This window comes from Rosenbergiella collisarenosi, from assembly GCF_018494085.1.
Taxonomy (GTDB): Bacteria; Pseudomonadota; Gammaproteobacteria; order Enterobacterales; family Enterobacteriaceae; genus Rosenbergiella; species Rosenbergiella collisarenosi.
Map to the genome: position 1 here is coordinate 298,093 of NZ_JABBFP010000003.1, position 20,385 is coordinate 318,477.

Here is a 20,385-nt window from a genome sequence, read left to right on the forward strand (position 1 = left end):
TCAGCTCCAATAAAAAACGGCCCTCAGGCCGTTAGTGATATGAATGACTTAGTTAAAGACGAATTTTAGTGGCCAGCCCGCTTAGCTGATCCACGCCGTTGATCCGACGAATAAACCGCTCAGTGTCTATTTCGATAAGCGCTCGTCCTTCCAGCATCTGTTTGTAGTAGTTGAGTGCTATATCTACTGTAACCGAGACTTCTGACAATGATTCTCCGGAGCGAGCATCTCGAGTCACTTTCGAGATAAATCCTTCGAGTTCCTCAGTAGTGCCCAACGCGGTACCATTACTCATGTATCCCTCGTAGGCGGTAAAGCGTGACTTTTGACCCGTAACACATCCCAGTTGCGCGAGCATATCTGTGTCAATGCCCCAGAATTTGACCTGGCAGGTTAACGCCTCCATGCCATCATCTACCGGCGTAGGGGCATCTTGTGCCCCGCTGCGAAGGTTTGCGACCTGAATACTCAACTCGGGTGGAGTGTATTCATGTGCTCCTTGAATACGTATGCCCTTTGCGAAAAAGGTCCAGGTACGTAACGTGCTTTTGCTTCCCATCAGCTGGTCATCTCCTCAATGGCATAATCCTTATTGACGCGAACACGTAAGGTTATACGCTCCGTCGGCGATTTCGGACCAAAGTCATAATTGATATACAGTTGGCCAGCCGCGAGAGATTCTCGGGTATTCAGCTCTTCATCGAGCCAAGCTTCACCCCCAAAAATAGCTTTTAGCCCAATGAGCTGGCGCATATAAGCGTTGATGGTCCCAATGATATCCTCTGCGATATCGCGATCGAGGGGTCTGTCGCTGTACAACAATACCGTTTCTTGAATGCTGTCTTCTATGACATCAGCTGAACGGCGCACTGATTCAAATCGCCATTGCGGATCAACGGTACAGAGCCGGTTACCCCAATGTTTGAATCCGTTACGGCGTATGATGGTACTGATGTTTTCCATATTCAGAAGATTGGCTTGGCAATTGGGCTCCCCTAGAATAAATTCATCAGCCTGCTCGACCCCGATAATGTTGTAGATATCTTGGTTTGATTTACTCCACCACCAGCCCTTTTCAACATCAATCCTCGCGCGTAAACCTGCTGCTCGTGCTGAATAAGGCATATAGCGATTCTCACCATTCTTATCGGTGACAAATACTCTGGGGCGGAGTAATTCCACGCGCGCGCCGTATAACTGGCGACGTTGTACGACTTCTTGTGCCGATACCATTGAGGCGCAATCCACATAAGCGACCGCACGCAGTTTATTCGCCTGAGCCTCGAGCTCCTTACCCACTGCATCGTCTTCGCTAAAGCCGGTGGCAATCAGTACCCTAGGTGTTAAGTCCGTCACTGATGCACTCTGGCTCCATACTCTCATCCCATTAAGTATTGCGGCGCGTTGTCTCGATTTATCATTGTCCTGCTCGACACGCACTACAATCGTTAACGCAGCCCGTTGATCGTTAATATCCATTAGGGCTTGTTTCAGTGTTCCCGACTCTCCCAGTCGATGTAATTGATTTGTGCCTACCATAACGACTGCCGTATTTAACGGATAAGGTTCATCCTCTCCGCCGCTAAGTTCAACACTAAAGGGGATCACTACTCCCTGCCCGTTAGTAGGTAATAGGCGTATTTTGCTATGCGCCAGCTGAGCGACCAGCGCTACGACTTCGTAAGCCTTAGCCGTCACCACACCCTCGGCATCACATCCTAGCGTCAGTGTGAGGATCCCTGAGTGATAATCTGCCGACGATTCGATCGGTTCAGACATATTGTTGTCAGGTACGGCGGCTACGGCGATCACTTTGTACTGATTACCAATACGCCCAGGCTGATCCGCTTCAAATGACAATAGGTTATCAAGGAGTTCCGTTCCCACAGTGATCCGTGCGCAGGTCCCGAATGAGGCATCGGGGGCTGTGCCGACTAAGCCAATCACTGCCGTTTTTATTGTGGTAACCGCCATAGTACCGGCAGTGAGCTCAATGGTTTCAACACCATGAAGTTCTGACATAATTTCTCCAGGCATAAAAAAACCCGCTATCGCGGGCTACATTTGTTGGTCAGGCTTTCGCGTCGTACTGTTGGTTTCTCGATGCGTGTGCCCATTGTAGGTAGTTCGTATCGCACTCATCTTTCCTTTGGCATCAGAGATTTCGTCCGATGCTGTGAGATTTCCTTCGATATGAGTATTGGCCAATAGATCGGTTTTACCTTTAACTGTTAATTTGCCGGTAATTTGTACTGGACCATCGAGGGTCCCATTGCCGACAATACGATAAGTTCCGCCCTCTGCCAGGGTGATAGTGAGGGCATGACTCTCTCTGTTATAGCGAACTTCGGTACCGTCCTCATACACAGTAATATGCTCACACTCTCTGCCCTGTGGCACAGGTCTGTTTCCTGTGGCCCAACCAGGAAACACCCGACCATTATTTAAATCCCCCGCTTCGGATAAAACCGTTACGGCATCACCGATACAACAGGGATTAACATCAGACCGGTATTGTCCCGAAAAACCCTGGCATAAAGGCAACCAATCCGTAATGAGTGCACCTATCGATACTCGACATTTAGGGATGTCACCATGCTTAATCGACTCAATAACACCACGACGGACAATATTCGCAAGGCGCCGCTGTAAATCACCTACCACCTCGCTACTCATCAGCTACCTCATAAATTTTGCGGTAATCCATCACATGTCCCATACCAATATCGGGGGCTTTTCCTAACCATACACCCTTCAGTAACGACCCAGACTGTGCAAACGGATCTGCACCAAAAGCTGCTTGTTGTTCAAAGTTAATACGCCAAACCAGATAATCATCGAATTGAGGGTCGAAGGCATCTGCTTCTGCCGATATAAATTCAGCCCCGTCTACGTAGGGTAAGCCGAATTGTTGCCCATCCAACCACTGCGTTACGTCTGCGGCTGCGCTGCGAATATAAATATCAGGTTTGGTAATGGTGGCACTGGAACGATCAACCACAATGAAAAGTGAAACGGATAAAGTGACGCTGGGCTGTCCGCTGGTATTGCTACAGGGATTCCAACTATCGACAGAGAGATAAATCGCTGGCGTGACGAGCTGTGTTCTATTTTCAGGGTAGGTATCCGCATCGGCTACCCACGGTAATTGGCGTAATGTCTCAATAACAGCATGATGATAGACGGCCAGTGAGAGAGGATCGGCCATACCACCTCCTTATTAACTGATTTTCCCCTTTACACGACCTTTGATATCAGACTGAAAGTGATGCATAAAAATCTCCATCACCCCAGAAAATGCATTGTCTTCAATGTAGTCGAGCATAGGTGCGTAAATATCGACCTCGGCCTCTTTAGTTCGGCGAGTTTGCGGATTACGGATGACGACCGTTCGCCGGTTATCACGCCGAGCTCGTGCGACCTCACCATCGGGAAATGAGACACTTTCAAGTAACGAGCCCTTAGGGTCGAACCCGACGTCAGAATTAGAGGTTCGCCGTGCAGGGCTGTAACGTCCTGTCTTGGGATCGCGTAGGGTGTGATGCGAACGGATACGTCCTCGAATACGCCCTTTGAGATCTTTTACTTTGATGGCATTTAAACCAAACCAGAGCTTTGCCTCATCCAACATTGCCCCACGCGAGTATCGAAAAGACAATAAACGCTGACGTACCATGGTTAAACTTCTCGGCGCCAGACCCATTTTTATATCGGACATCGCCTGTTTGCGCAGCGTTACCGCTGTGCGTTGCAGCGCGCGTGAATAAGCACTGCGATACTGTTTATGGTTGGCGCCTACAGCGACCGCAATACTTAATAAGGCTTTGGTATCAATATCGACCAGCATGTTACGCTGTAAACGACGTTCTCTGGCCATATCAAGAGCTCCACTGCGTAATATCGGCCACTGGTTGATTTGGATCCCCCACAGCTAGGGTAAGACGTGTTCGCCCCATTTCATCCGCACCGATATGTGACACCCAATAGCGGTCTATACCGATGATCACCGCATGACGTTTCATTAGCCCCACAATCTCCGCGGTGTGAACACTGAGTGCTGGAGAGAGATGCTCAATATTTCCACCGCCACTAAGCTGGGTTAAGCCATCAGGCTTTTCCAATATGGCAGTGATCGTTCTGCACTCCCCACCGATCATTAACACCACACATTCAGTCTCAGCGAACATACGATCGACTATCGAATCTACTCGCTTTAGCCGTTGTGCATAACGGCTCATCAGTAGGCCAACCGAACAGCCGAACTGTCGTCGCCAACTCTATGCTCAGTCCACGCCACCCCCGCATAGGCATGCTTCACAGCGGGTTTATCCCCATCATCGGCCTTGAGCGTTAATAACCCTTCTTGAGTCAGGTAGAGTTTCGCTCCCTGTGCCCAAGATTCATCACGTATTGCATTCAAGACGAATACACCGCTCATTTTCAGTACACCTTCTGCGCCGGCAGCTATATTCCCCAGCGCTATCCCTACGATATTCCCCACAATTACCGGTTGTCCTGATAGGACTTTTTTATCCGTTTTGTTACCCCAATCAAGTGTTGTACCGTCTTGATAATAGTTCTTCGCCATAGCTTATCCTCCAAGGGAAATAGGGCGATACGTTCCGCCCATGGATATAAAAAAACCGTCTAACTAAGACGGTTTAGTTACTGCCCGTTGACTTAACTAACCCTCGATGATCGAGCGCCGCCACCCCGGCATCAATACGAACTTTGAATGCTGCACCATCGATGGTAAAACCGGTTTGCTGTTCAACATACGGCGCCTCGACACCATCTAGATAAGCGACTTCGATCGTATCTCGCCCTTGTGCCGCAGTCAGATAGAAAGCTTTGGAGCTATTAGCATCGAGACGAGGTTCGGCAATAACCTCAGCAAAATTCTGGATAGGGTTATTAATACCGCTATTACTCTCTGCACCGGGGACGCTGGTTGACTTGATGAGTTGGTTTGCCCGTGACTCTAACGCCACTGGTGTTAGTACATAGGCTGGGCGGATATTCAGTGCACGATCACCAGACTTCTGCAGGCGCATCATTTTGCGTGCTGCATCGAGACCCTCAATATCCATAGCGGCCTTAATCACATTATTGTGCTCTGCGCTAAATAAGGTATGCCCGTCACTCAATTTACCGTTACCGGTTAGGATGGCGTAGACCAAGTCGCCGACCGTCGCTCGCGCTGCCCCACCCATTGCAGCGGGAATTCGGGTTAACATATCCAGATCGTCATTGATAATTGTCTGCCGGGTGAGTGAGAATAGTTCGCCATAAGTTGCCAGTGCGATCGGTTCAGCTTTATCGCCGACCGTAATGTATTTGTATTCAGCGCCATCACGTACTTTTCGAAGTGCTGCCAGTGAATTTAAGCCGACACGATGGGAAACTTTAAAATCGGTTAATGTCCCTTTGCGAGTCCAGCGGTCAAACGTTTCTTCAGCTTCGTCCCATCCTAGCAATGCGGCTTTATGTGCAACATCCATCAAGATATTGCCAAAATCAGATTGAGTATGAGTGAATGCCATGCCAACCATCGCCATCGGTGAGAGTCCGGATAACCCAATACCGCGATCGGCTAATGAGGCACGAGCAAGCTCCCTTAACGTTAATCCGTTGTAGGCATTATCCTGATGAACTTCATCGTACCCCGCTCTAGCCAAGATAGATGCGCGAACGCAATCGCCGACTACATTGCCATTACCTGCATGGAGATGAACCGCATAACTGGTTAACGGCGTGACGCCAGAGGCGAGTGCTGACAATAACTTATTTCTCGCCGAATCAACCGTACACGTTTGGTCACTAATGCATTCTGTTTGTAGTGTAGAAAATGCAGGGAATGCATCAAACACACTTTTAATCGCGGTCACCCGCTCAGTATTTACCGCAAGGAGTTGCTGGCTAATACTCTGAGCAAGCTGTTCCATATCGAGAGTGGAGGCGCTCGGTGTCTGTACTTTGTTGTTTGATAGAGTATTTTGCTCCGTCGCCGCCGCATGCGGTGTGATAAGTGCCTTAACCTGTTTAGGCATATTGTGAAACTCCTTCATTTTGTTCGAGTTGATCAATGCGGCAGCACTTAGGGGAGCCTCGAGCACATCCGCAAAGCCTTTTTCTATGGCCATAGCACCTTCTAGCCAGGTTTCTTCTTTGAGCATGCCGGCTATTTCTTCTCGTGTAAGCCCGGTTTTGTTGGCATAAGCCGACAATAGGAGCGATTCGTTGCGATCTAACCACTCAGCATATTCACGGATTTCATCAGAATCCCCCATCACCCCGCCCCAAGGTTTGTGTACCATCACCCAAGCGTTTTCGGGAATATGAACTGTGGCATTAGGAAGGCAAGCCAGCACCGATGCCATAGAGGCAGCAATGCCATCGATATAAATATCCACCTTAGCCGTCAGCCTGGAGAATGAATTAAAGATGGCAAATCCATCCATGACATCACCGCCTGGACTATGGATATGTAATTCAATCGACGAGGCATCAAAAACCCCCACCTCACGGCAATCGCGTAGAAATGCCTGTGCGGTGATCCCCCAATGGCCAATCATGTCGTAAAGATAAATAATTACTGGGTCGGTCGCTTGTGCTGCTGCATAGATGTGATACCAAGATTCTGGCGTTTTATGTGTGATCAGATTTGCTTGAGGGTTGAGGAGAATGTTCTTCTGGTTCATTGGATGGACCTCCTTTATCGTTGGCAGCGTCCGAGTCAAAAATCAGCCCCCGTTCGCGGTTATATTCAATTTCACGCAGACGTTGATGTCTGATTTCTTGTGGTGACTGACCTCGCGCGCGGATCCATTCTGATTCAGTGCCCGCTCCGCCGCGCACAATACCTTTCCACGCTTGCGCCTCTTTCATCGGGTCTATCCATGGCATGACCGGCCCAAGATACAGGGCGTTGTACAAGGAAGAAGGGTCGACATCTTCGGGGATAGTGACTCCTGAGAGTTTGAGCATATCGATCCAAGCACGGTATATAGGTCGGCTGTGTTGCCCTACAAACCAGTTTTGCAACACGTTGTAGCCCTCAAATCCCTCCACCAGCTCTTGTCGCTGGCTGGAATAACTGCCGTTATAGTCCCGAGAGATACTCGAGTAACTGCCACGCGTTCCGGCGGCAACGGCGCGTAACTGGCTATTACGAAATTCATAGAGATGCACATTGGGTCGGTTTGATTCCACCATCCCCAGATCTTCACCCGGTTTTAGTCCATCAAAAATCATCCCAGGGCCAATATCGAACATCTGATATTTGCTGTCAGGCTCTTCAAATTCATTTTCTTGATAGCTGGCGGCTTCACCTCGTTTGATATAAAACCCCAAGGCGGCAGCGATACGCGCAGCAACACGTTCAGACTCTTCATAATCTTTGATATCACTTAATCGTGTAATCACTCCATGAAGTAGGCTTACGCCCCGCAGTTGATGCAGGCGCTTTCGCATGGCGAGATGAAGCATGTTTTCAGCAGGGATGCGTTTCGTCTGTGTCACCCTACACAGGGTGTTACCCGGATGGTATTTATAAACGTTATAGGCGGTAGGCCGGCCCCATGTATTTATCTCTATACCCTGACAGATTTGAGTATTTCCAGTGCGATTAAGTGACATCGGCACGTAGTCAGCCTCAAGCATTTCAATGGATAATTGCACCGGCGTAGCGTGCTTCAACCCAGCTACCGGACCGCGAACAAGCTGACCAAAGACTTCCCCATCTCGAAGCGCGGAACGGAGTAATAAACGCTCCATCTCCGCACGCGTGAACATCCCCGTCACCTCAGGCCGAATTGACCATTCAGACCAGAGCTTTGCAAGTTGGGTAGCAAACTCTTCATGTAACTTACCATCGAGGGTTAACGGTTGAGGCTCAACTTGTATCCCACGCGACCCGATAACTCGTTCCTCAAGTTTGTCGAGAATACCAATGACGATGTCATGGTTTTCATCTAACCAGCGCGCTTGTTCGCGTAATGAGACACCTGAGGCGAATATTGCATTATCTGCCCCGCCACCAGAACGTTTCGCTTTATGCAGTCGTGAGGGGTTGGCGGCCTCATAGGCATTCATGATGTGGCGATGCTTAGAGCGTTCGAGCGCCCAGCCTGGCGCCAATAGCGCAATGCCTTTCTCTAGCCAATTCATAGTGGCTCCTATAAAAAATTGGCGAGTTTGGGGCCATATGAATGCCCACATGCCACACGGTAGCGTTGCTCCCAATAGTCCAATTCTCGGCGGATCGCTATCGGATCATGATTGGTTACTGCACGCCCGTTGATACCGGTGAATGAGACGGATTTTCCATCCAGCGCATCAAGGTAAGCCTGTCGTACTTTGTCTAACATGGTTTCGATTTCGCTTCGCGTCATATCCATCCCCCACCTTTGGATCCTCCACTGAGCCACCCTGCTCCGGATAAAGTCTGGCTACCCGATGAGGAAGGCTCTTGTGGTCGAACTTTCCGTTTCCTTGTTGTCACGATGACCACCTCCGGAGTGGTTCCTTCATTAAAAATATTGGGATTGTATTCCTGGGACTCAGCCCAAGCGGGCGGTTTGTTCCAGTCAATACGCTCGTAACCTCGTAATGTGGCGATAGCGTGGCTATAGCAAAACAGATCCATCGCTTCGTTATTTCCTTTGCCAGGTTTACGCCATTTCCCATCAGTGCCGCGCTCCTCGTAGGTCAGTTCATCAAAAAACCAGTCCCCCAGCCATTTCGGGAAATGAAGATATCCCGCCCCTGGTATATCCCTCGCCAAGGTATTATTGAGCTGATCTTTGAAGGTATCGGTCTGGAGTAGGTAAACAGGAACATCACCTCGAGCATCAGCACGGCGATCACTACGTTCCGTATTGTTAGGGTAGGTTTTCGTTATCGATTTTTGCCGGCGCGTACTATCGCCTTTAATCAAGTAAACCCGATTATGTAGCCCGTCTTTACGACAGCGGCGCCAAAATTTATAGGCATTATCCGTGACCCCTTGTTCGCCACCACTATCAACGGCCATCGCCAATACCGGCATCCGCCTACCGCAGCCCCCTGCGAGCACATAGGTTTTCTCTAAGACGTCTGAAATAAGCAGGTCCCAGTCCTCAATGAAAGCTCCTGGGTGAATCGGTAACGACTCTCCGTGTTCATCACAACGCAAAGAGTATTTAATGTTGTAGCGATCGATAAGCCAACGCTCACCACTCTCACCATAACCCACGATTTGCACCACAAAACGACGCTGTTTACCGCCCTGAATATCAACGGCTGCCAGCAGAAAACGGACCGGCTCTGGCACACTACGCTTTTCATAATCTTCAACACGCGAGAGAAGCTGCTCACTGCGTCGCTGTTCACTGACAGCCCTTGGAAGATAAGGCAATCCCCAGTCAGTATTAATCACGGCTTTTAGGGTTTCTTCACTACCAGTGGTCTCGAACTCTATTTCTGCTGTCAGCAGCTTATAGACCAATTGAGCCCATGTCTGATATGCCGCTGCTGGGCCTTCCATCCAAAAAGAAGCGATACGTGATTGCCTCGCATTCCCGGAGATAACTCCACGACAGTCAATCTGCTGCCCCTCCCGTAACCAGACCCCTCGTCCATTTAATTTCCGTTTGTTCTGCGCGCCGATGATGGCAGAACAGTGTGGGCACCGGATATGGACGGACTCGCTGGCTTTGACTGGATCAGGATCATTTCGATATCCCTCTACCACCGGCATTGCTGGCTGAAAATAGTGGCCACATTCAGGGCAAGGCCAGTACCAACGACGACGATCACCTCGGTTATAGAGCGAGAGGACCCCGGTTGTAGGGGGCGCTTCATGAGGTGAGGTTTGACGCCATTTTGCATCGGTGACTTCACGCCCGGGAGAGCTTTCCACCAGCGTCATTCCGGATGACATAAACGTGGTGGTCCGCTTAGAGGCCAAAGAGAACCCATCACCCTCACCGTCAATATCTTCAGGCCACCGGTCATAATCAGTAAGCGCGACGCTTTTATAATCTGATGAGGACATGATGTTGATGGATGGCCAGCCTATTTTTAAGTAGTTACCGGCACGAAACGTTTTGTCGTGAACGTTATTATCGTTGGTCCGCGGGCTCATTCTTCTCGCGACTTCTCGACTGACACGAAAGGTCCTATCTAGACGCTTCTTGGAATGCTCCCTTGCCTTTTCTTCGGTCATCTGGATAAGCAGGAAGTCACCCGGATCGCAGACAATGGTGTAAACGATCCACCCATCAATCAGACCGACTGTTTTTCCAGTACGTGCGGGGCCAACGAAGATCACCGCATCGTATTCTCGAGAGGCGAGACAATTCATCGGTTCGATCATATAGGGGGTTAATGTTGCCTCCCAAGGCAACGAACTCCCTCCCCCTAAAGGAACCCGCATATATTTTTGAACAGCTTCCGCGACCGGCATTCGCCTAGGTGCTTTTAAGAGCTCAGCGACATCCCGCCGTATTGTACCGACCGATGCGTACATTCATTCGTCCTCTGCACAAAGCAACTCTGCCGATAGAGCTTCACGGATTTCATCGACCGCTTTCTGTGCCTCTGCGATTTGCGCAGGTTTCCATCCGCGATCACGCTCGAGCTTATCCGGCCAGGTATCTAACACCTGCGTGATAAGCTTAATCGTCATGGCCATTTCACGATGCACATCGCTGGCCGGTACCAGTTGTTTAAGGGAGGTTTCAAGTTTGATGCGTTCGTTCTCGGACTGAAACCAATCCTTACGCTCTTTGGGCGGCATCTTATTGGGGTCTTGAATATCGTTACCCTCATCAAGTGTCGGTGGCGCAAACAGCACCGGACCGATATCTTTGAGGGCATAAACAGGATTTCCTCTCACCATCGCGGCTATCGGGGTGTTGGCATCGAGCAAGCGCTTTCGCACCGTGCCGCGATTTAGGCTGAATGCCTCAGCAATCTTTGCGACGCTCCAGTGATAGGCATCGCCAAGATTACTGACGTTGGACATCGTCACCTCTCGCTGTCAGGTGGTTTTGCTTTTAAGTTATTAAATTCAGTAGGTTAATGAGGGTAGAGGTGACAGTCAAAAATTAATTTTGTCACCTAAAATGTCGTTTACTTCTTAATAAACAGAGGGTTAAGAGACCTGCTGATGACAGCATGAAAATTCAAAAACTAGCCGTTTTCCGCGTGTGCTCCCCCCCTCGGTGAACAAATCTGCAGGAAGGACCCGTTGAAAATATGAGCAAAATCAAGTTTTGCAAATCATGGATCCGGCCTGAGCGGCCTGTTACCAATAATGCGGCTTATCTGCAGGTTTTTGTATGGTGTTACCATGAACAATTAACAATAAAAATTGTTAAAAGTAGTACTAACTTTTACTTCTCTTAGATACGAAAAAACCGGCCCTAGGCCGGTCTTTTCACCTTAACGGCCAGTGAACTGAATCGCTGCGTTTGAGGTTGAGCTGTAGGGTCAAGCTACTCTTTACTCCTATCAAAGTAAACAGCTTATCCTCACTCGACTGCAGTCAGTTTCGGTTAATGATCATTCGTTAAAGCCGGGAAGAGAAATTTGCGATTGTTTAGCCAGGCGTTCGAGTTTAGTCAGTAGTGACGGCTTCTTTACTCTACCCCAGCGATTGAGTAGGCGCCCCGACATGCTGGCAACATCTTTCTCTTTCATATATTCAAGCATCAAGGCGTTGCGTTCAGCGTCGAGGTTAGTTTTACCCAGCTTGATCATATTAGCCATCCAGTTAAACGCCTCTATGTAAGCTTCTTTGAATACCATTGCTGCCTGTCCTGTAAAGCTGAACACTAACATGGTCCAACCATCCCGTGTCATCCGATAAAAAGGTTGAGGCTTACCATTTTGTAACTCATTGTTTTCATGGTAAAGCGTAAAATTGCGCTCTGCAAATTCCGGTGAACATTGGCTAAGGACTTTCCTCATTTTTCGCAAAACATCTTTATGCTCTTTACCAAAAGCCACTGCAACTTTCATGGTGTCAGTGGCGGATTCGCTTCCTGTTAAATAAACCAAATCTTTAAAATCAATACCGTTTACTACAGTTGGATAATTCATATCGCTATTTCCTCATAGAAAGCGAACCTGTCACACAGAAATAACGACCCACAGAAATATCATTATTTCTCAGGTTCGCTTTCTATAAGGTTCTGTGGCGTTAAGTTGAGCGTGTGATACGTACATAAAAAAGGCCACCATGTAAGGTGGGCTTGGTTGCAGCAAAAACAGGTAACAAAAACTGCGGCGATCACCGTAGTTTTGGTAAATCAGCCGCCTGATGGATTTACTATTACCCGTTGTTCAAACTGACGAATAGCCAACAATTGGTCATTAGCCTGTGCAATGGTAGACAAGAGAGGATGGATCCATAACACAGCCTGACAATAGGTTAACTGCCCGGTGGTAGTGGAGGCAGTACTGGTGCGGTTAAGCTGGCTGGTAGTGCCTGACAATGTGCGGGTACGTAAACTGTCCGTGTATTCGAGCAAGCCGTGAGCGATATCAGCAGGCACAGCAAAATCACAGGTTTTCTCATATTTCAGCACCTCTCGATATTGAATGAGGATCCGTTCAGCATTCGCTTGAGTACGTTGATTGGCCTGAAGCGTTTTGTTGGAGAGTTCGTTTGCGACCCGTTGCTGATCTTGCTGTGCTTCAATCACTTTACCTTGCAGAGCTATCTGCCCTTCTGCCTGCTCAGCTCGGTCCAGTGCCTCTTTGTAACGATAAGCTAATACACCTGAAATACCGCTACTGACCATGAAAAACATGACAAGAGTGACAATCCATAATGTGGTCACTTTCATTTTCTACACCAAGAAGGAACAAGCTAAATTGAAGCGCCGAGCGCGATCGGCCAACCCATTCGTTCCACCATTAACTATGAGTGTCACACGCTTAATATCCCCACTGTGCAACATGCACCCCTTATGGGTAAAAAACCAAGCCGCCGAAAGTGCCGCATAACTATCAATTTCTAAAAGTTCTGGCTCACTGATCAAATCGATGCCTAAAGCAGCCCCACACTTCGCATAATTTTCTCTACCGGTGATTTGTATCAATCCCCGCCCATGATAGAGCCATCCGTCGTTTCGTATTTTATTCCCCATCCGGTTGGCATACACCAAATTCGCGATCGCCTGTGGCTGAGCTTTCTGCCCCTCACTACGACCAAGTGCATAGGCTTGCTGACGACTAAGCCGTCGACCAAAGGTTGTAAGTAATCCCACCGGCGTGTAATTAAAATTTTCTTTTATCCTGGTGAAACCCTCTGACTCATGCCCCATTTGAGCAATAAACATTGCTTGGTCCAACGGTGCGGTAATACCAAATTCATCCATTGCATTTTTTACTGGCTGAAACCAACACGTAGCCAGCCCGGCACTTAATTTAGCCGCCTGTTGAAATTGTTTTTTATCCATAATTAAAACCTAAAGTCGATGATCCGAGCGAGATTCCCTCTCACCTTAAAAATCATGATGCATATAAATAAGTTGGCTAATACTACTGCCCAGTGTGTAGCTTCGTACTGCCCTGTCAGATACCTAAGCGGAATACTGCCGTAGGTGATCACCACTAACCATGCTAACCACGATACAGCCGGTCGGTAAGGAGAAGAACCACGTCGATAAAGTGAAATAGCCAGGACAATTAGAGTACTAAGGAGAGTATTAACACATGCAGCATATTCATTTATTAGCATCCCCATTCCCTCTTCGTAGACGTTCAAGAAGACTGGTGAAATCATAATTGCTCAATACGGTGAGTAATCTCACGGCAAGCGTTGAAACAATTACAGCACCAAGCGCATCCAATGGCTTTTCTATGTAGCCAGTCCACTCCGAGAGTTTCGCACCGAGCAGTCCAGAACAAAGCACGCCCGAAATGAACGAAACAACGAAGAGCGCGATACGTTTGAAATAGCCAATGTTATTTGCGGTAGTGATGTAAAACGTTGACCCAGCAAAAGCACCGAATACAACGCCATAATCAGTGCCGGCAAACAAGCCATACAGACTAACTCCGGCCAGAGCTGTTGCAGCAGCTCCGGTACCGGATAGTGGTTCGGACATTATGCCCCCTCAATGTGCGGATGATGTTTTCCCGCTCGAATGAGGGGATGACTTACCCAGAACCTGGGTGGTGTGCGGAGAGTAGGTTCTGAATCTCTTCAACCGTTGAGTTAAAGCGATCTTCTTCAAGCTCTACCCCAAGCACCCTTCTCCCAGAGAGAAGCGCAGCTTTCAGAGTAGACCCCGAACCCATGAAGAAATCAGCGACCAGTTCACCGGGACGGCTACTGGCTTCAATGACATGTTTGAGCATGTCTGCCGGCTTTTCACAGGGATGTTTTCCTGGATAGAACTGAACCGGTTTATGCTGCCATACGTCGGTGTAGGGCACATTGACTGAAACGCCAAAATAACGTCTCAGTGATTTGTATTCGTCCACCAGCTCGAGATATTGCTTAGAGAGTGTTTGATAAATAGCTACAAGAGGTGAATGAAACGAGCTTAACGGATTACTGAGCCCTTTTTGTTGGGCAACATCCATAAATAGCTGCTGCAACTTGGCATAGTCATCTTCATTTGGTAGCTGCCACTGGCTACTGCCGAACCAATGAGAAACCATATTTGGCTTACCCGTTATTTCACCTATCTGCTTGGCACTGATCCCCAACGACTCCTTAGACTGGCGGAAGTAATCAATGAGTGGAGTCATAAGATGACGCTTCAGGTCATCGCATTTCGCCTGATACCCGGTGTCCTTACCTGAATGGGGGCCCAAATAATGCTCAGCAAACAGAATACGTTCAGTAGCCGGAAAATAGCTGCGTAGACTTTCTTTATGACAGCCATTCCAGCGGCCTGACGGCTTCGCCCAAATTATTTGGTTCAGCACATTAAACCGACGACGCACCATTATTTCGATATCTGCCGCCAAGCGATGGCCACAGAATAAATAAAGACTCCCTGCTGGCTTCAACACTCTTTGGAACTCAACTAAGCACTTATCGAGCCATAGTAGATAGTCACTATCTCCTTTCCATTGATGATCCCATCCATTGGGCTTAACTTTAAAGTAAGGTGGGTCGGTAACAATTAGATCGATGGAATTATCTGACAATGAAGATAAGACCTGAAGGCAATCTGCGTGATACATCGCAAATGTGTTTTCTTGTGAAATGCTTTTCATAGATCAATAAGCTTTGCCTTGATAAGCTCACTACGCTTTTGCGCAAAAGCAGTGGGCCCTGGTTTGCTTGTGATCCGAGTCATGAGCAGATGGCTGGGAAAGTGCATCAACACTTATCTAGTCGCCCATTTCACAATAATGTATTTTAAAAGATTGGCGGCCTTTCAACGTAATTGGCCAATTTTCTAGGTAGTAACTAAGATTATAAACAACGGAGCGAAGCAACCATTTTTATCAGCTTAAACCTATTTTTACGATCGTAAATATTTATTGCAAAAAAAAGAGCACTCTTTAAGCACTCTTTTAATAGGATAAAGAATTTTTAATTATGTGGCCCCAAAAAACGGTCCCCATTAAAGTGAATCATATGGGTTGGTGAATCAGCTACCCAAACCTCAGTTTCCCAAGACAATTCTGAGATATATTTACACATCACTTTCTTATCTGGGAATGCACTTACATAAACGAGCTTCTCTTTAACATTTTGGAAGAGTTTTGCTAGTTCTTCATGTCTTTTGCCATCAACTGGGCCGTGGGAGGTAACTGATTCAATAAGTAGGAACCAATCTCTCTCTTCCCAATATAAAACAACATCAGGAAGTTTACCTTTTCGATTAACTGTAACACCAAGTTCTTTAAGTCTATCTTTTTGGAAAAAATCTTCTTTAGCTCCAGTATCACCTACATAAATTAATTCAGCCCCTGGAGCAAAGCGAGGCCCAAACTCAACGATAATATCTTTAATTAGTTGACTATGAGCTCCTGGACTAAGTTTCAATTCAGTACCATCATCAAGCACTAAAGGAACCATTTCCATATTCCTAGACATTGCATACTGCTCAACCAAGCTAGGAACATTTTCAAGATGTAACTGTATAGCTGCTTCCCACTTAGGGGTACCAAATATTGATAAAACTGTATGTAGCTCAGTAGCAATTTGATAACAGGCCTTTGGTGAATTTACAGCCCTAGCTGGATCGTCTGGATTATATAAAGTTATTCCACCATCACAAAATTGATGTAAAGTTTGTCTTCTGAATGTTTCACGGGTATTAGGTGCATATTCCTTACCATAAATATCGCGGCACCAGTCCATGATTGGAGTTACCCCCATCATAGGTCTTTCTATTTCAGACCAATTCCCTTCAGGATGTAAGTTAAGTAATGCAAGTAAAGTTAAAGCGGAACGCTCGTTTAGCTGAGCTTTGGGCATTCCTAAAACTTCCAAAATTTGAAGTGCCTCTTCAATTTTTTTCTGTGCATTTAGGGGATTGGTTGATTTCTCACCAGTCATAGCATCTAACTCCTTGTCTATGATGTCATCTATTGTGCTGGAATCTGGAATGATATTTTGTAGCTGTTTACCAATCTTCCTGAGTATTTCGGCAGAAGGGTAATGAATTGTTCTTAGATCAGATGCGTTTACCTGAGTATGTCCACCAAATTGTCGATAGTATTTATCTAGCAATGTGCAATTCAAATAAACAAACAATCCTTTTGCAAGCTCTGCATCCATTCCAATTTTCTTAATATGATAAACGTTTGTTTTATTCTCAAATCCGATCAATTCACCTGGTAAAGTAGAATCGTAAATACTAGCTGAGATTCTTCTTTTTTCTTCTTTACTGCTAAACCTTTTAACGATTAAAAAATGGCCTTTATTTTCCCATAGCCATGGTTTGGAAGCTTTAGATATCCTTATTGCGTTCGGCTTTGGGCCTTCTAAAGGCCATCTTACACCCCCATTCAAATGTTGAGGGAAAAGTAAAGGAACCGACTCAGAATCTAAACCCTCACGCAAGTCATCACGTAATCGAAAGTTAACAACTGGACCCGTACTTACTTGAATACCTAAATCGTCTAAAGTTGAAGTGAACGGTGCTAAACGCTCAATAATACGCTGTTCACTATCGTTAGCTGCTATATGTATAAATTTCTGCTTATCATTAGGATTAACCAACTTATCAAACGTTACACGCCTGTAGGTCATGTCAGTAGCTGTGATTTGCTGAGAATCGCTATCAAGATGGAAGTCTGCGTCTGGACTAGAAGTGATAACTACCTCACCTTGAGGGATACCTTTAACGCAGTGAATCACTATATTTTCTTGTAAAACCTCATCATCGGAAAAAGCCGAATTCCGAGATTCGAATAAGTGTATATGTTTGATACATGTATCTTTGATAAGCTGTTCACGAAAAGACTGGTAATAAGGGCCATTACAAAATGACCTAGGAATAATCGCCACTAACTCACCGCTAACTTTCAACTGTTGGATAGCTAAAGCCACGAACCCAGAATATAAATTTACCGTCTCAATACCTACATTTCGCAGAGCAATTCTATGCGGGCTAGACGATAATATTTTTTTGTAAGGCGGGTTCATTATTACATGTGTATATTTTTCTTCTACCTCGTGAGAATTTGTTTCCTCCAAGATATAGTCATTATGATGTATCTCGAAAGAAAGCCGCTCACCAAGCCTACCTTTTGCGTTCTCAAGAGTATCATTCAGATAAGAAAGCATCCGGTTTTCTATGTCGTATAGATCGACATCGATACTCTCAACGCCTAGCTCGTTCGCTCGCTCTATAAATGCAGCGGTCAAAGAACCAACACCTGCACCGGGATCTAGAAGTTTCACATGACGCTCGATACTGTCGAACAAACTCGCCAAAAACAGACATATGGGTGCTGGGGTCATAAACTGACCAAGAGCTGACTTGTTTTTCTTATCAAGAACTTCATTAGCTAACTTTCGATTTTTATCAGCAACCTCTAGCATCTGCATCATAATCCCATAAAATTCAATTTGTTACATTTATCATATTTGATCTATAGCTTAAAGCCACGTCCCTAGACGTCATATATTACTACAATCAATGAATCTAAGCGTTTCAAATCATTCATCACCAGAAGCTGACATAGTACATGCTCGATTTTTCTGAGATGATTGGCTTTTAGATTGAATCCATTTCTAAGGTTATATCTAACATTAACAACATACCCTCGATCACCCCCTCCGCTTTTTGAAGTTTTTTCCCGATATGTGTATCAGAGCAACTATGCTTTTTGGCTAAAGTAATGAAGGTCATCCCAAAGACATAATAATCGAAGAGTAAGTCATGAAAATCCTGATTATTTCTCATCAGTTTTGCAATGCATTCCGAAATGATCAGCCCATCTCCATCAGTACATGAGTCTCGACTTTTAATCTTAGACGGTATAAGGCCTTTAAAACCTGCTGCTATATGAGGCCAGGTAATAGAGTCTGGATTATCAACCGTCCATGCTCCCCAACGCTGTAATACCTCTTGAATATCTCGTCTCATAATTCCCTTATCTCCACTTTCAGGGTTAACCAATCACACCGACTGCAATCGCGTGATCGAGAAAACGGAACAACAGTACCAGCTGATGTCCGTACTTATTTTCAAACTTGGCCAGATCAGCATGTATCTCATTGTGATGTAGCCGGCACAGCGGGAATACAAATATATCGTGGGCCTTAGTTGCCATTCCCCCCAGCCCATAACCAATTACATGATGCGGATCGTCTGCCTGCTGGCCACAACACACGCATCGCTGAGCTTTAACCCAGCGCGTATATTTATCATTCCTCCACAGTAGGCGTTTAGGCTTTCGCATTAATGACTGAGGGGACTCCGGATCTACCTCTAGAGCCACCAGCTGCTTGTGACTTTCTTCTGGTACCGGACATTCTCTGCCAGCCACTATTTCTTGTTCAATATCACTAAGTGGGCCAGATGGTAGAAAGTTTAAAGCTGGTGGGGCTGGACTAACAATTATCCGCCCATGGGTAAACATCGACAACTGTTCCCTACCCGGTCGAAGTATCACAGTACCGGAACGAGGGGCTACATCTGGGGTTAGTAATAATCTCATATCCTATTTTCCCAGCGTTATACATGTGTTGCCGCAACCAAACTGATGAATTTTCGCTCGTCCGCTCATTTACAGTTCTCCCGCTAGATACTTGTCATGAGTAAAAGTGCCATCCCACGTGATTTTCATTGGGAGTTCTTCTTTAAGGTATTTGCGATAAAGCCATACAGCACCTGTCCGTAATAGAACCGGTTGGTAAGTGGTGAAAGTTAATGAGGGACTAGGAGAAACTTGTGATGATTTTTCGGTAAGGTATTTATCGCGAGCAGCGGATCTGACTCGCCAATGGGCATGTGTGCTATTAGGCTTTTCATCATACAACCAGTGCTTATTTTCCAGCCAGGCGTTGACCTTTGTTGTGTTCACACCATTCAAGCGTTTGCAGAATTGAACAGGCGTTAATCCTTCGGAAAAGAGCTCTTCGAGTTGTTCGATGTATTCTGCTTGCTGGTGGGTTAATGCTTCTGCCTGCTGTTTTGCTTCCATCGCATCAGCCCAAGCTCTGGCTAATTGTATTGGGTCGTGAATGATAGGTAGCATTACTCCATACACTTCACGAACATTGAAATAGCTAGCTTCTAATTTTTCAAAGAAATCCCAGGCTTGATCGGTATCTACGATCTTAGACATTCGGGCTGCGCCCTTTTCTGCCCAGAGAGTGAGCGATTTTGCGTTATTTCCCACAGAGTGACTATCAGCTACTCTGTTCTTAAAATTTTTTAACTCTGAACCAGTTAGCAAAAAGTAGTGTTTTCCCTCTTCAAATCTGTCGATATTTCGAGAGAGATTTTTTCTGATATTCACTTCATTCGTGCCATAACCTAGGGCTAGAGTCTCAGTAGTCACAACACGCTGTTCTTGATAATTCAGAACGGGAAGATTTGGAGATTGTGTTGTAGACTCAGTTGTCGTAGGACGGTTTTTGGGCATATTTGCCCCTTTCGTAGGTAGCATTAGATTCTCCACACGTTTCGTTTTAACCAGTACCGCCCCTATCATCTGCAAATGAACGGGATCAACCTTTGCTGATTATATTGCAAATACGCCAGCCCAATAATCTTACAATAGATACTGATTAAATATCCAATAAACAGCGATAATACTTCCTCTTAGTACTAAAAGCAGACGTAGCGAGGTGCCCCCACTATAGTAATTCTCCAATTCAAGTGTTTAACTCTTGCAATTAACAGCTATTGATAATAAAAAATAAAGTAAAACTACTCAGAATCTTAGCTGTTTAATTTTATGCGTTTT

At 46.4% G+C, this 20,385-nt stretch carries 21 protein-coding genes and 1 pseudogene; all 22 read right to left on the reverse strand.

The genetic code is table 11. The annotated features are described in order from the left end of the window. Nucleotides 1–52 precede the first annotated feature (52 nt). Nucleotides 53–559, reverse strand: a complete 507-nt coding sequence (locus tag HGT70_RS07185; protein WP_214195413.1) for a phage major tail tube protein — start codon at nucleotides 557–559, stop codon at nucleotides 53–55. Continuing rightward, nucleotides 559–2,022, reverse strand: coding sequence for a phage tail sheath C-terminal domain-containing protein (locus HGT70_RS07190; protein ID WP_214195414.1), 1,464 nt, complete (start codon nucleotides 2,020–2,022; stop codon nucleotides 559–561). Before HGT70_RS07190 ends, HGT70_RS07185 begins: the two co-directional genes overlap by 1 nt. A 36-nt stretch (nucleotides 2,023–2,058) precedes the next feature. Then, on the reverse strand, nucleotides 2,059–2,676 hold the full coding sequence (locus HGT70_RS07195) for a phage baseplate assembly protein V (RefSeq protein WP_214195415.1): 618 nt from the start codon (nucleotides 2,674–2,676) through the stop codon (nucleotides 2,059–2,061). Beyond that, complete coding sequence (locus tag HGT70_RS07200) at nucleotides 2,669–3,208, reverse strand: hypothetical protein (RefSeq protein ID WP_214195416.1); 540 nt, start codon at nucleotides 3,206–3,208, stop codon at nucleotides 2,669–2,671. The genes HGT70_RS07195 and HGT70_RS07200 overlap by 8 nt, the downstream gene beginning before the upstream one ends. Before the next feature lie 12 nt (nucleotides 3,209–3,220). Continuing rightward, nucleotides 3,221–3,877, reverse strand: a complete 657-nt coding sequence (locus HGT70_RS07205; protein WP_214195417.1) for a hypothetical protein — start codon at nucleotides 3,875–3,877, stop codon at nucleotides 3,221–3,223. A 1-nt stretch (nucleotide 3,878) separates the two neighbouring features. Then, on the reverse strand, nucleotides 3,879–4,238 hold the full coding sequence (locus HGT70_RS07210; RefSeq protein WP_214195418.1) for a head-tail joining protein: 360 nt from the start codon (nucleotides 4,236–4,238) through the stop codon (nucleotides 3,879–3,881). Next, nucleotides 4,238–4,588, reverse strand: a complete 351-nt coding sequence (locus HGT70_RS07215) for a DUF2190 family protein (RefSeq protein ID WP_214195419.1) — start codon at nucleotides 4,586–4,588, stop codon at nucleotides 4,238–4,240. The genes HGT70_RS07210 and HGT70_RS07215 overlap by 1 nt, the downstream gene beginning before the upstream one ends. A 73-nt stretch (nucleotides 4,589–4,661) precedes the next feature. After that, nucleotides 4,662–6,701, reverse strand: a complete 2,040-nt coding sequence (locus tag HGT70_RS07220) for a ClpP-like prohead protease/major capsid protein fusion protein (protein ID WP_214195420.1) — start codon at nucleotides 6,699–6,701, stop codon at nucleotides 4,662–4,664. Further along, complete coding sequence (locus HGT70_RS07225; protein WP_214195421.1) at nucleotides 6,649–8,169, reverse strand: phage portal protein; 1,521 nt, start codon at nucleotides 8,167–8,169, stop codon at nucleotides 6,649–6,651. Before HGT70_RS07225 ends, HGT70_RS07220 begins: the two co-directional genes overlap by 53 nt. Nucleotides 8,170–8,177: 8 nt before the next feature. Next, nucleotides 8,178–8,393 (reverse strand): hypothetical protein, encoded by a 216-nt coding sequence (locus tag HGT70_RS07230; RefSeq protein WP_214195422.1) that lies wholly within the window; start codon nucleotides 8,391–8,393, stop codon nucleotides 8,178–8,180. Next, on the reverse strand, nucleotides 8,390–10,510 hold the full coding sequence (locus tag HGT70_RS07235; RefSeq protein ID WP_214195423.1) for a phage terminase large subunit family protein: 2,121 nt from the start codon (nucleotides 10,508–10,510) through the stop codon (nucleotides 8,390–8,392). Before HGT70_RS07235 ends, HGT70_RS07230 begins: the two co-directional genes overlap by 4 nt. Beyond that, on the reverse strand, nucleotides 10,511–11,008 hold the full coding sequence (locus tag HGT70_RS07240) for a DUF1441 family protein (RefSeq protein ID WP_214195424.1): 498 nt from the start codon (nucleotides 11,006–11,008) through the stop codon (nucleotides 10,511–10,513). Between the two features lie 539 nt (nucleotides 11,009–11,547). Further along, nucleotides 11,548–12,087 carry a Rha family transcriptional regulator gene (locus HGT70_RS07245; RefSeq protein ID WP_214195425.1) on the reverse strand — a complete coding sequence of 180 codons (540 nt, stop codon included), beginning with the start codon at nucleotides 12,085–12,087 and terminating at the stop codon, nucleotides 11,548–11,550. 209 nt (nucleotides 12,088–12,296) lie between these two features. Continuing rightward, complete coding sequence (locus tag HGT70_RS07250; protein WP_214195426.1) at nucleotides 12,297–12,836, reverse strand: hypothetical protein; 540 nt, start codon at nucleotides 12,834–12,836, stop codon at nucleotides 12,297–12,299. 3 nt (nucleotides 12,837–12,839) lie between these two features. Then, nucleotides 12,840–13,451, reverse strand: coding sequence for a glycoside hydrolase family 19 protein (locus HGT70_RS07255; RefSeq protein WP_214195427.1), 612 nt, complete (start codon nucleotides 13,449–13,451; stop codon nucleotides 12,840–12,842). 2 nt (nucleotides 13,452–13,453) lie between these two features. Then, a complete protein-coding gene (locus tag HGT70_RS07260) occupies nucleotides 13,454–13,777 on the reverse strand; it encodes a phage holin family protein (protein WP_342355571.1) in 324 nt (107 codons plus the stop codon). After that, a complete protein-coding gene (locus HGT70_RS07265; protein ID WP_214195429.1) occupies nucleotides 13,719–14,102 on the reverse strand; it encodes a phage holin family protein in 384 nt (127 codons plus the stop codon). Before HGT70_RS07265 ends, HGT70_RS07260 begins: the two co-directional genes overlap by 59 nt. 52 nt (nucleotides 14,103–14,154) lie before the next feature. Beyond that, the gene (locus tag HGT70_RS07270) at nucleotides 14,155–15,225 is read right to left on the reverse strand and encodes a DNA-methyltransferase (RefSeq protein ID WP_214195430.1); all 1,071 of its coding nucleotides are present in this window, start codon (nucleotides 15,223–15,225) and stop codon (nucleotides 14,155–14,157) included. A gap of 322 nt (nucleotides 15,226–15,547) precedes the next feature. Further along, on the reverse strand, nucleotides 15,548–18,019 hold the full coding sequence (locus HGT70_RS07275) for a BsuBI/PstI family type II restriction endonuclease (protein ID WP_244968856.1): 2,472 nt from the start codon (nucleotides 18,017–18,019) through the stop codon (nucleotides 15,548–15,550). Between the two features lie 166 nt (nucleotides 18,020–18,185). Then, a complete protein-coding gene (locus HGT70_RS07280) occupies nucleotides 18,186–18,557 on the reverse strand; it encodes an antiterminator Q family protein (RefSeq protein ID WP_214195431.1) in 372 nt (123 codons plus the stop codon). Between the two features lie 25 nt (nucleotides 18,558–18,582). Next, nucleotides 18,583–18,930, reverse strand: a pseudogene (locus HGT70_RS16840) (DUF968 domain-containing protein); the annotation flags it as partial. Between the two features lie 270 nt (nucleotides 18,931–19,200). Further along, on the reverse strand, nucleotides 19,201–20,061 hold the full coding sequence (locus HGT70_RS07290) for an ORF6N domain-containing protein (RefSeq protein ID WP_244968857.1): 861 nt from the start codon (nucleotides 20,059–20,061) through the stop codon (nucleotides 19,201–19,203). Nucleotides 20,062–20,385: the final 324 nt, after the last annotated feature.